General features: G+C 54.6%; 12 protein-coding genes. 6 read left to right on the top strand and 6 right to left on the bottom strand.

Annotated features, from left to right (window positions below):
* Positions 1-5 precede the first annotated feature (5 nt).
* The 4 genes from SIB64_RS03490 to SIB64_RS03475 all read right to left on the bottom strand — a co-directional run bounded on the left by SIB64_RS03490 (position 6) and on the right by SIB64_RS03475 (position 4,199).
* On the bottom strand, positions 6-1,823 hold the full coding sequence (locus SIB64_RS03490) for an ABC transporter ATP-binding protein (protein WP_413441931.1): 1,818 nt from the start codon (positions 1,821-1,823) through the stop codon (positions 6-8).
* 81 nt (positions 1,824-1,904) lie between these two features.
* On the bottom strand, positions 1,905-2,954 hold the full coding sequence (locus tag SIB64_RS03485; RefSeq protein ID WP_413441930.1) for a glycosyltransferase: 1,050 nt from the start codon (positions 2,952-2,954) through the stop codon (positions 1,905-1,907).
* Positions 2,955-2,957: 3 nt separating this feature from the next.
* Entirely contained in the window at positions 2,958-3,671 is a 714-nt protein-coding gene (locus tag SIB64_RS03480) for a heme oxygenase (biliverdin-producing) (protein WP_413441929.1), read from the bottom strand.
* Between the two features lie 75 nt (positions 3,672-3,746).
* Entirely contained in the window at positions 3,747-4,199 is a 453-nt protein-coding gene (locus SIB64_RS03475; protein WP_413441928.1) for a hypothetical protein, read from the bottom strand.
* A gap of 69 nt (positions 4,200-4,268) precedes the next feature.
* Here SIB64_RS03475 and SIB64_RS03470 point away from each other — a divergent pair, with 69 nt between their 5' ends.
* The gene (locus SIB64_RS03470; protein WP_413441927.1) at positions 4,269-5,039 is read left to right on the top strand and encodes a 5'-methylthioadenosine/adenosylhomocysteine nucleosidase; all 771 of its coding nucleotides are present in this window, start codon (positions 4,269-4,271) and stop codon (positions 5,037-5,039) included.
* The gene (locus tag SIB64_RS03465) at positions 5,036-6,280 is read left to right on the top strand and encodes a ChbG/HpnK family deacetylase (protein WP_413441926.1); all 1,245 of its coding nucleotides are present in this window, start codon (positions 5,036-5,038) and stop codon (positions 6,278-6,280) included. Before SIB64_RS03470 ends, SIB64_RS03465 begins: the two co-directional genes overlap by 4 nt.
* Here SIB64_RS03465 and SIB64_RS03460 read toward each other — a convergent pair.
* Positions 6,255-7,193 (bottom strand): glycosyltransferase family 2 protein, encoded by a 939-nt coding sequence (locus SIB64_RS03460; RefSeq protein ID WP_413441925.1) that lies wholly within the window; start codon positions 7,191-7,193, stop codon positions 6,255-6,257. The genes SIB64_RS03465 and SIB64_RS03460 overlap by 26 nt on opposite strands.
* Before the next feature lie 145 nt (positions 7,194-7,338).
* Here SIB64_RS03460 and SIB64_RS03455 point away from each other — a divergent pair, with 145 nt between their 5' ends.
* Together SIB64_RS03455 and SIB64_RS03450 are read left to right on the top strand one after the other, a co-directional pair.
* On the top strand, positions 7,339-9,198 hold the full coding sequence (locus SIB64_RS03455) for a hypothetical protein (protein ID WP_413441924.1): 1,860 nt from the start codon (positions 7,339-7,341) through the stop codon (positions 9,196-9,198).
* 71 nt (positions 9,199-9,269) lie between these two features.
* Positions 9,270-10,703: an NADP-dependent isocitrate dehydrogenase gene (locus SIB64_RS03450; protein ID WP_413441923.1), complete on the top strand. Its 1,434-nt coding sequence runs from the start codon at positions 9,270-9,272 to the stop codon at positions 10,701-10,703.
* A gap of 193 nt (positions 10,704-10,896) precedes the next feature.
* Here the strand turns inward: SIB64_RS03450 and SIB64_RS03445 are convergent, their stop codons facing one another.
* Entirely contained in the window at positions 10,897-11,538 is a 642-nt protein-coding gene (locus SIB64_RS03445; protein WP_413441922.1) for a hypothetical protein, read from the bottom strand.
* A 381-nt stretch (positions 11,539-11,919) separates the two neighbouring features.
* On the opposite strand from SIB64_RS03445, the gene SIB64_RS03440 reads away from it, so the two are divergent.
* Together SIB64_RS03440 and SIB64_RS03435 are read left to right on the top strand one after the other, a co-directional pair.
* Positions 11,920-12,651, top strand: a complete 732-nt coding sequence (locus SIB64_RS03440) for an ATP-binding cassette domain-containing protein (RefSeq protein ID WP_413441921.1) — start codon at positions 11,920-11,922, stop codon at positions 12,649-12,651.
* Complete coding sequence (locus tag SIB64_RS03435) at positions 12,648-13,442, top strand: ABC transporter permease (RefSeq protein WP_413441920.1); 795 nt, start codon at positions 12,648-12,650, stop codon at positions 13,440-13,442. The genes SIB64_RS03440 and SIB64_RS03435 overlap by 4 nt, the downstream gene beginning before the upstream one ends.
* The last annotated feature ends 27 nt before the right edge of the window (positions 13,443-13,469 follow it).

Here is a 13,469-nt window from a genome sequence, read left to right as displayed (position 1 = left end):
GGTCCTCAGCCCTCATCGAGCATCGCCATTTCTCGAAAACTTGGCGATAGATCTTTCAGAGTTGTGAAATCTCCAGATGCCGCAATACCACCATCTGCAATTTCATAAATACGGTCGCACTTTTTCACTGTCGACAAGCGGTGCGCAATCACGATCATCGTGCAACGCCGTCCTACCAGATCTAGAGCCTGCATCACATCGTGCTCAGTTTTGTTATCCAATGCGCTGGTGGCCTCGTCGAGAACCAATAATTTTGCGTTGCGGTAGAACGCCCGAGCCAGGGACAATCGCTGACGCTGACCGCCAGACAATTTCATTCCATTTTCACCACACATTGTGTAAAGCCCATAGGGCATATCAGCGACAAAATCTGCAAACTGTGCCGCCTTTAACGCGGACCAAACCTTGTCATCATCAATGGCATCGGGGTCTTCACAGAAGGCGACATTCTCTCGAACACTGCCATCCAGGAGCCTGATCTGCTGAGGGACAAAGGCACAGTTGGCCTGCCATGCAGGCATTTCTTCCTCAGACACCGACAGGCCATCAAGAAGAAGCTCACCGGATTCAGGCTTGAACAAACCGAGCAGGAGATGGGCCAAAGTTGTTTTTCCACTGCCCGTTTTTCCAACGAGAGCAATCCTGGAGCCAATCGGGATGGAGAGGTCCACATTGCGCAGCACGGGTGCACCGGAGATTCCATAGGAGAAGCTCACATCTCTCAACTCAATAATCCGGCGTGGCATCACACCGTCCGGCGAAGGCACAGCAGGATCGGCAAGGGCCAGTCGCGTCGGCCGCATACAAAGCAGCTCCAGGGCATCTTTCACCTCGGGCAGACCACCCCTCAATCGATTCAGGCTTCGAAACATCGACTGGAGTGGTCCGGAAATCCTCAGCAACACCACCAAAACGGTCGCCAGCTGAGGCAGCGCATCACGCAGCTGTTCGTCGTCACCATTCAGAAGAGCGGGAGCCAAGCCCACGACGAACAAAATGGTGATGCCCGCCGGTTCAATCAGAAACTTGGGAACATTGGGCAGGAGATTAGCCAGCCGATCATTCCGCTTCGCAATAGAGCCATCGCGCATGAAGCGATTGACAAAAAATTGCTGAGAGGAATACAGCTGAATATCACGCATCGATCGAAGCGATTCCGAGAAGGTGAGCCGAATGCGGCGGGTGTATCTCATCTTCTGCCTAAGAAAAAGGCGCAGATATGGTGTGATCAATAACGAAGCAACAAGATAGGCAATCAGTAGAAACAGAAAGATAGAAATTGCCTTTCCACCCAAGGCGAAAGCAACACCGATCAGGAGAGCGGATACGCTGAGAAGATTGCCAGTAATAGCAATCATCGGAGAAATCACCGCAGACGTAACACGCGTCAAAATGCGGTTGAAACGCTCAGATAAAACAGTGGTGCGTTTCTGTGTAAAAAACTCATAATTTTGTAGCAGCAAATTGTTATAAACCTTGTGAACCAGGTCAGCCCATATATCTGCGGAGAGAAGAGCTTCCAGAAGAGCCACCCCGAACCGAACCGCCGATGCAAACCAAAATGCTGCAATCAGCAGCAACACAATCCATCCAGCCTGATCAAGAAAACCACCACCAAAAAAACGAATTCCTGGTATCTGATCTTCAAGTTTTGCCCCTGCCAGCAACCCGACCAACCGAGCCAGCAATCCCACCAAAAGCATGTCGACCACCCCCTGAAACAGGGAAGCCACCAGCACCACAACCAGAAATTTCCGCCGCTTCGGGGAGAGCTCACGAAGCAGCGTGCTCAGTTCATTCCAGGTCTGGCTCTGAAGGGGCATAAGACGATCTGATCTCGTCGCCAGTGAGGATCCGAGCCGATTCTTGTTATCAGGCTGAGTTAAGCCTTCAGCCCGAGACTTTCAGACACGCCTCGGCCAGCCGGGTAACCGATCGACCACTCGCCTTGCCCTCTGAAGGATCTGACGCCATCGCAACCGCCAGACAGGAGCATTGAGCAAAGGAAATTCATCCGGCCATCGACGCATCTGGTCAAGCTCGTCAAGAACGCGGCTCCACCGCTCGCGCAAACGCTCCTCATCACAGGCTTGCAGAAGGGCCGCAAGCTCCACCGCTGGCGGCCGCCAGCGACAAGGTTCACGCACAGCGGCCTTGATGCGCCAGACGTCATGGGCAAGGCTGCCGCAACCGATCTGGTGAGCCGTGCGTCCAGGGTCACAGTGATCGGACAGTGCATGGTTGAAGCTGGTGAACACCACGCAACCACAGGCCATCGCTTCGAGTGGTGGCAGCCCGAACCCCTCACTCACACCACGGCCACGCCAGTACTCGGCTGAGTCGTAGATGTAGACGCAAGAATCGTTAAACAACCCGACAAGGTCGTCTACCCAGCCGGTTTGCACCTCCACTTTGAGGCCCTGCCGGCGCAGGATCGGAACGAGCTGGTGCAGCACGTAATCGCTGCTTTTACGCGCCTGTACCAGGACATCAATCGGACGCGTTCGCCCGCTGGCATCAGCCCGATCCCCCCGCTCCAGCCAAAGCTGGTCCAGGGCATTGGGAACGAGAAACAACGGATTGCGCGGCGCGCGATCACCCCAATAACCCAGGGTGTTGCGACTGACTGCCAACACAGGAACACCGGGCGGCAAGTTGAAGCCATACCCACTGCTATGGGCGTGATAAGCGACCCGTCGCCCCCGCAGGCGCCGAACCAACTTGGGGACATCAAACCCCCAACTCACAATCCAGAGCACGTCAGGATTGGCTGGGCTGTCCGACAGGAGGTCATCCAGATAGAAATGACCCTCGCGCCGTTCGCGATAGGTCACCACTTCAGTTCTGCGAAGCCCAGCAAGCAGCTGGGCTGTCTGCAATTCAACGCTCAAACCACCACAACGAAACCGGCTGCTGGTCCCGGGGACCAGAAAACGGACAACCGCTGTGGGCACAGATCAGGCCGCGGCGGCCTCCGTGCTGCCGGTGCGCTCACGACGGGTCAAGAAACCGAACAGAACCTTGCCAATCGCTGCAATGAGGTTCCCTTCCAGTTCCTTGAACATGTTCATATTGAGATGGAACGCATGATTCGCTTCCTCCACGATGCGGTCTGCCGTGCCCTGATCGATGGGCAGCTCATCCATCGTTGAGCGGTACTTGGTCTTGAACGCCTTTTCGTCAGCGATGTCGTCGAAGACATAGAAACGCAGCCCGTCGTCACCCTTCATATTCATCGCTTTCTGAGCGATGTTTTTAAGGATTTGTCCACCGGAGAGATCACCCATGTAACGGGTGTAGTGGTGACCGACCAGCAGCTCTGGAGACTCCTTCGCGATGGCATGAATACGATCGACATAGGCAGCAGCGGAAGGAGAGGGCTGGATTTGATCCTTCCAGGTGTCGCCGAAGTAGTAAGCGAGATCCTTCTCCAAGGACTCACGACGGTTCAGCTGCTCCATGCCGACAGGACCCACCACAGGGTGATCGGTCAGCTTGCCAACTTCCTCCTCCATCGCTGAGTAAACGAAAAAGAGGTCGGCAACCAACTTGCGGTAGCTGGCCTTGTCGACCACACCTTTCAGGAAGCAACTGACGAAGCCCGTGTTTTCGGCCATCGTGTGGGCCTTCTTGGTGCCTTCACGAAGCTGGGCTGCCAAAGCGACGGACATGAGTGCTTTACGAACGACAGATTTAAAAACCCTATAAGGACTACTCATCCTGATGGCTCAGAGCGTTGCGAAGGGTTACGCCGCTGGTTCTTCTGATGTGTGACCACCGAACAATTCGAACAGTTCGTGGCAGATCTGACGCAAACGCTGCACTTGATCCGGCTGTGGAAGGTGGGAGCCTGCCGGCTGCCAGTCGCCAACAGTCGCCAGTCGCCAGCGTTCGCCGTCGTAGGTCATGCCCCGCATCAGCACACCGAGCAGCTGCCCGGAAGCGCCGGTCTCCGAGCGGCTGAGTCGTAACTGCATCAACAGGCTGCGACACTCCAGGCGTGGACTCCAACCTGGAAAGTGAAACGCCAGGTCGAGCGATTCCGGCTCTGTCCACTCCCGGGTTTGGGCGTCATCGCGCCAGGGGCGGAGGTTGGCGCTGGCAGCCGGAAAATGACGACGCACCAGCGTCACGGCCGACGCCAGCGTTCTGGCCTGCTCCACACTCCGCACTGATTCGCCAGCGTTCAAACCATTCATCCGACCTGGACCAATCCTGCAGGGAGTGGCAAGCCATGGCCATTACGGTTGCGCCACGACAACAATTCCATGGCTCGTCCGCTGCATATCGGACTGCTCGGGGCGATGCCCGAGGAGATCGGCACCAACCTTCAGCACTTACAGGATCTCCACTCCAGCCGTCATGGCGACCTCACCATTCACAAGGGCATCTGGAATGGTGGCGATGGGCGGGAAGTAAGGCTGACCTTGAGCTGGAGCGGCTGGGGCAAGGTGAGTGCCTCGCGGGCCGCCACCCGGCTGCTGGCCAGCGCAGCGGACGATGATCCAATTGATCTGCTGCTGTTCACGGGCGTTGCAGGTGCTGCCAATCCCGATCTGAAGCAGTGGGACGTTCTGTTGGCGAATGCCGTCGTGCAGCACGACATGGATGCCAGACCTCTCTGCAACCGCTTCACGCTCCCTGCCCTGGATCGCGATCGTCTGACCCCTCCCCCGCCCTGGCTGACCTGGGCAACAGACGCCCTGGAAGAGGCCAAGGGAACGCCGCAATGGGCAGGTTTCGGCCCCGCCCGGCAGGGGCTGATCGCTACAGGGGACCGCTTCATTGGAGATGCAGCGGTACTGGCTGACTTACGCGAAGCATTGCCAGGACTCCAGGCCGTGGAAATGGAAGGCGCCGCCATGGCCCAGGTCGCCGAGCAGGAGGATGTGCCATGGCTGGTCCTGCGCGTGATCTCGGACGGAGCTGACGAAAGCGCAGCACAAAGCTTTAGCGATTTCGTTCGGATCTACGACGCGCGGGCCTGGCAGTTGATTGAAACGCTCTTGCAGCGTGCCGGTCAGGCACCCCGGCGATGAAGCTGCGGCGTCTCTGGCAACGCGCCCTGCGCTATGGCGCCGTGGGCGTCACAGCTGCCGGAATTCATTACGGCGTGCTGCGAGGCATTAGCGCCGCTGGGCCGGAATGGTTGGCCAATCCGATCGCCTTTCTCGTGGCCTCTCTGGCGGGGTACCTCGGCCATGCGCTGCTCACCTTTCGCGAGGAAACCGGTGGGCGCCGATTCGCACGTCGCTGGCTGTTGCTCCAGTACGGCGTAAATCTGAGTGTTTGCAGTCTTCTGCCCTTGCTGTTGCCCGGGCCCCCGGGGCAACCGCTGCGGGATCTGCTGCTGGTGTTCACGCCCACGGTGCTGAATGCCCTGATCTGGAGTCGGGCCGCACAGTTCAGTGCGCATCAACGCCTGCTAAGAGCACCGGAACCGCTCATCCATGCCGATGACCTCGGACTGGCCAGCGAAGTGGATCAGGCGATTCTCGACCTGGCCGGACGGGACCAACTCGACGGGGCCAGTCTGCTGGTGAATGGCGCATCAGCCGCCGCGGCGTCCAGGGCCTGGCAGCAGCTGAAACCTGCAGATCCTCTCTACCTACACCTCTGTCTGACAGAGGGACCATCTTCAGCCGACTGTCCTGACCTGCCGGCCAGCTTCGGTGCTCTGTTGCTTGCATCACTGCTGCCGAGGCGTCGTCGCAGAGTGCAGCAGCAGCTGGAGCGATCCATCCAGCAGCAGATCGATCGATTCCGAAAGCTCACGGGGCAGAGGCAGATTCACCTCGACGGCCATCAACACATCCAGCTCGTTCCGATCGTGCTGCACACCCTGCTGACCTTGGCACCGTCCCAGTCGATCGTGTGGATCCGCACCACCCGAGAACCGCTTCCCACCGGTTTGCCGCTGTCTTGCTGGGTCGATGCCGTGAGGAGTGGCGGGCTTCTGAAATGGATGGTGCTCCAACTCCTCAGCGCCCGGGCACGTCCGCAATTGCAACGCGTAGGGATCAGCACCAATGGATGCTTCGGGGGAGTGCTGTTCACGGGCCAGATGATCGGCGCTCCGCTCGATGCAATCGCACGTGAACTGCGCGCTGCTGGAACCGGCGACGGATTCACCCGGAGTTTGTTGCTGGCCCATCCAGCGGCGGAGGGTGCCTCCCGATCCCTGGATCAGAGAGGCTTTGGTGCTTCCGCCGTGTTTTTCCGCTCCCCAGAGCGACAGGCGGAATGGCGAGCCCTCAGGGCTCGTGAATCGCACGGATGAAGTAGTGGGGGCGTCGCTTGACGTCGATATAAATCCGTCCGATGTACTCCCCCAGCACCCCGATCCCAATGAGCTGAATTCCTCCGAGAAACAGCACCGCAACGATCAAGGAGGCATAGCCAGGCAAATCAATCCCGAAAAGAAGCGTTCGCAACACGATCAACGCCGCGTAAAGAAAGCTCAGCATGGAAATGAACACGCCGATCACCCCCCAAACCTTCAAGGGTTTGACGGAAAAGGAGAAGATGCCATCAAGGGCATAACGCCAGAGCTTGATCGCACTCCAGGAGGTCTGTCCCCCGGATCGGACGACCCGGCTGTATGGGATCTCGGTACTGCGATAACCAGTCCAGGGCATGAGCCCTTTAGAAAAACGAGTGGCTTCTCGCATCTGGGTGACGGCAACCACCACAGGTGCAGAGAGCAGTCGAAAATCACCGGCACCCTCCTGCAACTGAATGGAGTCCACCAACCGATTGAAGACGCGGTAAAACCAGGACGCCGTGGTCACCTTGAACCGGGATTCCTGATCGCGGTCATCCCGCACGGCCGTCACCACCTCAGCTCCGGCCTGCCAGGAGGCCACCATCGCCGGGATCCGTTCCGGCGGATGCTGAAGATCAGAATCGATCAGCACGGCGGCGGCGCAATGGCCGCAGGCGTGGTCGAGGCCGGCAAGCATCGCCGCTTCCTTCCCGAAATTCCGCGTGAGCTCCAGCAATGTGACGGACGCCGTGGGGTGCACGCTCTGCCACTGCCGGATGGTGGCGACCGTGGCATCACTGGAACCGTCGTCGATCAAGAGAAGATGGGTCACCTCCGGCAAAACAAGCACCCGTTCGATAAATCGGGTGATCACCATCTGCTCGTTAAAACAAGCTGCTACAACCCAAACGCCAGCCGATTTGTACACAAAGACTGTTCGGCAATCACTCTAGTTTAGTGTGTAATGGGCTATTCACGCTCTAAGCGAGCAGGAATATGGCAGCACAATTGAATTATAAAAATGATGGAATCCGATTCAAATCTAATTCTCATCACTAGCCAACAAAATTTTGATGACGTCTAATGCGCCAACCCACTGCGCGCCAGAACATCCCCCACTCGAGCTGCGAAAACTGCTCCGATTAGCAGCAATTAACTTCACACTTTGCTTGATCGGACTAATAAGTTGGGCATGGATCGTCAGCCATCGACTGGACCTCCCTAGCCCACAGACAGAAACGGGAGAGAACCTGCTCGATCTATATTTGATGATTGCTCACAACATATGGCTGATACTACTTTCGATTACGATTATCATACTTGTACAAAAAACCACACGCACCCGAGTCAAAACAAAAGCCGCACATACTCGCATCAGCAAGCATTCAGTTCAAAAACTAATTGAGTTTATAAAAAACAACCCTATTTTTACTATAATTATTATAATTTACTCGGTCATAATGATCCAAGGAACGACCTATTTATATCGGGACATGATCGGCTGGTACCCCGAGTTAATTGGTGGAAATTTTCTTGACAATTTTTCGATTCGCGAAAGCTTTGTCAACGAAACCATGCGTCGAAGCGACTATCGCTTCTTCCCCCTCGCACATCAAGACCTCCACATCCTCAGCTGGTTCACATTGCATATCAAAGTCTGGATGCTTGTAAGCGCTGCGGAATTGATTTGCATCGTTCTTTACACCACGAAATTAGTACAACGTCTCGAACATCAATTTGACAAACCCAATCCCTCACTTCTGGTCGTCATCACGCTTCTGCTACTTCACCACCCGGCGACCGGCACAACGTTCTTCCATGTCATCTACTCCGAGAGACTGCTTTGCCTGATTTTTATCCTATATTTAAACTTTTATGTTGTGTATCAACAACATAAAACACAATCTTCTTTTTGTCTAACAATCTTAATGGGGCTGCTGGGCATTTATGTCAAGGACATCGCGATTATTCTTTTCACGATTCCACCCTGCCTGACTGTTGTCTCAGGAATCTTTGTTGATACAAGGAACAAAAAACTCATCCCATCTGAGAGGATCAAATATTGGAGTCAGACTTATTGCCTCGAACTATGGCTGTGCGGACTTTCTCTCATTTTCGGCACAAGCTACATCTATTTGTCCTTACTGCCGAGTACCTATGCGAATACGGGTGCTTACAACAATGATTCCATTAACGTGTTCCACCCAGACGGCCGTTTCTGGTTGCTACTAATCATTTGTTTAACGCGAATGTTCATAATTCTGAGAAGTAGAGCCAAGTTTTCTCTACTCGACAGGCTAAACCTTACAGCAATAATCTATGCATCTGTGCTTGGCGCAATCTATAGATTTGAAGCATCCAGCTATCTGTCACTTCCAATCCAATTGATTATTGTTATCAATATCGGCTGTTTATGGCAGGAGTTCACTACCCGAATCGATCGCCCACATTGGAGTCGGCAATGGGTCAGCATCCTAGGAATGCTGAGTTCACTATTATTCATCAGCATCGAGCATAAACTTTCAAAAAATAGTTTTTTAAAAACCGTGACAGCAATAAAATTAGAGCAGAACTCTATCCAAAAAACTTTTGAGAAGCTAAACCTCATCACACGCACAATTCGAGAGGATGGAGACGATGTGAACATCATTATCAATGAACGTTCACGTTTTACAGCCAAGAGACATCTTCGACGCATTCCTTACACACGCCTGATCGAATACAAGCCCAATTCAAAACAATTCATTATCAAGGATGGGTCAGGAAAGGGAGATATTTATCAACCTAAAATTGGTGACATTGTGGCCAACTTAGACAAAAAAGTTTCCCTGATTGGGCCTATCATCAATGCGACTAATTTTGATAAAATTTATCGTCACAATTCTTCCCTCCAAACTGGAATGATAGTTAGGATTAATTCATTTATTCATTGACTATCATAAAATAATTGCTTCTCTCAGCCGCCAAGACATAAGCTGATGGAGATTTTATCGTTAATCAAGCAGTGACTCCGTCCGCCCAGTTCGAGAAGATCACTGCCCCCGCCAAAGGCACCCCGATCCGCTTCGAGAACGGTCAGCCGGTTGTGGCCAACGATCCGATCATCCCCTTCATCAGAGGAGATGGGACCGGTGTGGACATCTGGCCTGCAACACAAAAGGTGTTGGATGCGGCTGTCGCCAAGGCCTACGGGGGTGCCAAACGGATCGAATGGTTCAAGGTTTATGCCGGAGATGAAGCCTGTGAGCTGTACGGCACTTATCGATATTTGCCGGAAGACACCCTGGAGGCGATCCGCACCTACGGCGTTGCCATCAAAGGACCACTGACCACTCCGGTGGGCGGTGGGATCCGTTCGCTCAATGTGGCCTTGCGACAGATCTTCGATCTGTATTCCTGCGTCAGGCCCTGCCGTTACTACACCGGCACCCCGAGTCCCCATCGCCGCCCACAGGATCTTGATGTGGTGGTGTTCCGGGAAAACACCGAAGACATCTACATCGGCATCGAATGGGCTTCGGGCGATGCCGTCGGCGCCGAGCTGCTTCGCCACCTGAACGACACCGTGATTCCGGCCAGTCCCGGTTTAGGAAACAAGCGGATCCGCGAGGGTTCGGGGCTGGGCATCAAGCCTGTGAGCAAGGAGGGCACCCAACGGCATGTGCGACGTGCGATCCAGCACGCGCTCCGACTGGAGGGCCAACGCCGCCACGTCACCTTGGTGCACAAGGGGAACATCATGAAATTCACGGAGGGCGCCTTCCGCGACTGGGGCTATGAACTGGCCACAACAGAATTCCGCGATGTCTGTATCACCGAGCGGGAAAGCTGGATTCTCGGTAATCTCGACAGTGAACCCGGCTTGAGCATTGAAGACAACGCCCGCAAAATCGAACCGGGTTACGACAGCCTCACACCGGAGAAGAAGGAGGCGATTGATCGTGAAGTGCAGGGCGTGATTGATGCGATCAGCAGCAGCCATGGCAATGGCAAATGGAAACAGATGGTGCTGGTGGACGACCGGATTGCCGACAGTATTTTCCAGCAGATTCAGACCCGCCCACAGGAGTATTCCGTCCTAGCCACGCTCAACCTGAATGGTGATTACATCTCCGATGCAGCCGCCGCTGTTGTTGGCGGGCTAGGAATGGCCCCCGGGGCCAACATTGGCGATAACGCCGCCATTTTCGAAGCTACGCACGGCACCGCCCCGAAACATGCTGGTCTGGATCGGATCAACCCCGGATCTGTAATTCTCAGTGGCGTGATGATGCTCGAGTTCCTTGGCTGGCAGGACGCCGCCGACATGGTGACCAAGGGCCTAAGTGCAGCGATTGCAGATCAGAAAGTGACCTATGACCTGGCTCGGCTCATGGAACCCGCCGTGGAGCCGGTGAGCTGCAGTGGATTTGCTGAAGCAATTATCGAACGATTCTGAACAGACAATCAGACCCGAAATTTATAACATTTTCAAGTAAGCAATGATTGCCAATTATCTTATTAATCACGACAAAAATAATCCATCATTTGGCCACAAATCAGTCTTCAAGCTGTTCAAAAACGGTCAGCTATTGACTGATCAATCATTGGCTGATTAATCATTGGCTGATCAACAGCGTGATGATCATCTGCTAAGCAATCAGTGATGGCCTGCAACAGATTGCCGAATAAACAGCTCGACCAATGAGGTTACGCCTGATTTCAGCGGGTGGCTTCTTAAATACGGTCTTGCTAGCTGTGTCAATAGTGACACGAGATCGAACACGCCTGAGATCGAGATAATTTTCCCAACGCGTGTACAGTTTTCGATACAATCGCTCTCCAAGTCTGTAGTCATTTTCGGTATAATCAAGTAAATTCTGAGCGCGATCACTCACGCTCTCTCCTGTCGCAATCCTCAGACGGATCCGATTCAGCCACTCCGAATAGGGGAGGTAAATTTGTATTGAATATATGGACATAAATTGAGAAAAAATAATCGGGCAAAATTTTAAATGTTTACCACGACTCCGAGATGTGAGATCAAGATGCAATATTTGATACCGATAGGATTCCGACAAAATCTCTCCCCGCTTGATCGACTTTCTGGCGATATTGGCTCCAAGGGTACGAAAACTGATCCCTGAAGCAACCCCCAAAGATTGAAGCGCTTTGTCTGCTAAAGGTGATTGCTTACGGCGAGTAATCTGATCAATAAATGTTGTCTTACCCGAGGCCGATGGCCCCGCCACAACGACCAGTATGGATTCTCCCTTCAAACCAAGCCAGAGCATTTAGATTTTTAATTGTATCATAGCCATCTGAAACCATCTCGCAAAGCAATAATGAATACCACCAATCCCTTCAGCTCTGCATGCAAACAGCCTGCCAAAAGATTCCAAGGGAGCCCGAAATCTTGTCTGACTGAAACAAACAAAAACCAAGACCGCTTCACAAGCAGCCATTACAATCAGAACAATGTCAAGCAATAAGCCTTCCACAAAAGGCGTCAATGCATTGATCAATATGGAACAAAAAATGATTATTGATCAGGCACGATTTGAGCTCGAATGAGAATCAATCAACACCCCTGGGCCTTGAACTCGTCCATCAACTTTTTCAAGCAGTTCGTCACTGCGGCCCATCCACAAGGCTGAGGACCTGTTAAGACGTCGATGGCGTGTGGTTACAGCACCACCCAAATCCTCAACGGAGAGAGGCAACAATCGAACGTGTTCGGGTCGAGCGCCATGCACCAGGCCCCCTCCAAACCGTTACTGGAGACCCTGCAGATCGGTTGGGAACGGCAGGAGAAACGGTTGTGGTGGAATTTGAATCTTCAAGTGTGGCCCGGTGAACGCGTGGCCGTGCGTGGTCCGAGCGGTTGCGGCAAAACCCAGTTGCTGCGAACGATCGCCAGGCTGGATCCCCTCTGCTCGGGTGAACTGAGGCTGCAGGGGCAACGGGCTGACCGCTGGCCGAGCCCCGCGTGGCGAGCAGCGGTTCTCTACGTGGCCCAACAGACGCCGCTTGTTGAGGGAAGCGTGGAGACCAATCTGCTCTGGCCTCTCCGTTTTCGCGTGCAGCGCCGGCACCTGGCCAACCTCCAAAATCTTCCAGATTGGCTGCAACAACTCGGACGCGATTCAACATTTTTGAAACAGCAAGCTCATCACCTCTCCGGTGGCGAACGGCAGCTCCTGGCGCTGCTCAGAGCATTGTTGCTCGAGCCCTGTGTGCTGCTGCTCGATGAACCGACGGCATCCCTCGATCCAGAGAGCAGCACGGCCCTGGAAAAACTGCTGCGGTCTTGGATGCAGGAGCGTGAGGTGGCGTGCCTGTTCACAAGCCATGATTCAGCGCAGGTGGAGCGGCTGGCGAACCGCTGTGTGCATTTGACGCGATGAGCACCAGTGGCTCTGTGGCGATCAGCAACGGGCAGCTCGCTCTGGCAAGCCTGCTGATTCTGATCAACGTGCTGCTCTCCGTTGTTCTGCAGCTCGGCCTGACCCGGTCACTACTGTTGGCCTCGGCGCGCACCATCGTGCAGCTCCTGCTGGTGGGCCATCTACTGCAGTGGCTGTTCCAGCAAGACAACGCTGTTCTGATCCTCGCGGTGAGCCTGGTGATGGCGGCCATTGCCGGAGTGACCTCCGTACAGCGTTCGCGCCGGCGCTTCTCCGGGATTTACCTCAACAGCGTGCTGAGTGTGATGGCGGCCTCGGCCCTGATCACCGGTCTGGGCTTGACCGGAATCATCCGTCCCGATCCCTGGTATGCAGCGCAGTACCTGATCCCTCTTCAGGGCATGGTTCTTGGCAACACATTGAACGGCGTTTCTCTCGGACTCGACCGCCTGATTGAAAACCTGCAGAGCGAGCGGGAGCAGATCGAAGCATGGCTTGCCCATGGAGCAACCCGCTGGGAAGCAGGTCGACACGCCATCCAAGATGCGGTGCGCGTGGCGATGATCCCCACCATCAACGCCATGGTCGTGGTGGGACTGGTGAGTCTGCCGGGATTGATGACAGGGCAGATCCTCCAGGGCGCTGATCCATCCAACGCTGTGCGCTATCAAATCGTGATCATGTTCATGATCGCTTCGGCCACGGCCCTCGCCGTCATCGGTGTGGTGGGGCTCGGCTTTCTGGCGCTGACATCTGCAGAGGATCAACTGCGCCTGGATCGCCTGCGATAGGGCGTCGATTTCAGCCCGATCCAGGGC

The organism is Synechococcus sp. MIT S1220, assembly GCF_047303025.1.
Taxonomy (GTDB): Bacteria; Cyanobacteriota; Cyanobacteriia; order PCC-6307; family Cyanobiaceae; genus Parasynechococcus.
This window is presented reverse-complemented; position numbering and strand designations above follow the sequence as displayed.

Coding starts and splice junctions, on each gene's coding strand:
- SIB64_RS03490 (WP_413441931.1), bottom strand. CDS start 1,823: ATGCCCCTTCAGAGCCAGACCTGGAATGAACTGAGCACGCTGCTTCGT.
- SIB64_RS03455 (WP_413441924.1), top strand. CDS start 7,339: ATGACGTCTAATGCGCCAACCCACTGCGCGCCAGAACATCCCCCACTC.
- SIB64_RS03480 (WP_413441929.1), bottom strand. CDS start 3,671: ATGTCCGTCGCTTTGGCAGCCCAGCTTCGTGAAGGCACCAAGAAGGCC.
- SIB64_RS03475 (WP_413441928.1), bottom strand. CDS start 4,199: ATGAATGGTTTGAACGCTGGCGAATCAGTGCGGAGTGTGGAGCAGGCC.
- SIB64_RS03465 (WP_413441926.1), top strand. CDS start 5,036: ATGAAGCTGCGGCGTCTCTGGCAACGCGCCCTGCGCTATGGCGCCGTG.
- SIB64_RS03445 (WP_413441922.1), bottom strand. CDS start 11,538: ATGCTCTGGCTTGGTTTGAAGGGAGAATCCATACTGGTCGTTGTGGCG.
- SIB64_RS03435 (WP_413441920.1), top strand. CDS start 12,648: ATGAGCACCAGTGGCTCTGTGGCGATCAGCAACGGGCAGCTCGCTCTG.
- SIB64_RS03470 (WP_413441927.1), top strand. CDS start 4,269: ATGGCTCGTCCGCTGCATATCGGACTGCTCGGGGCGATGCCCGAGGAG.
- SIB64_RS03440 (WP_413441921.1), top strand. CDS start 11,920: ATGGCGTGTGGTTACAGCACCACCCAAATCCTCAACGGAGAGAGGCAA.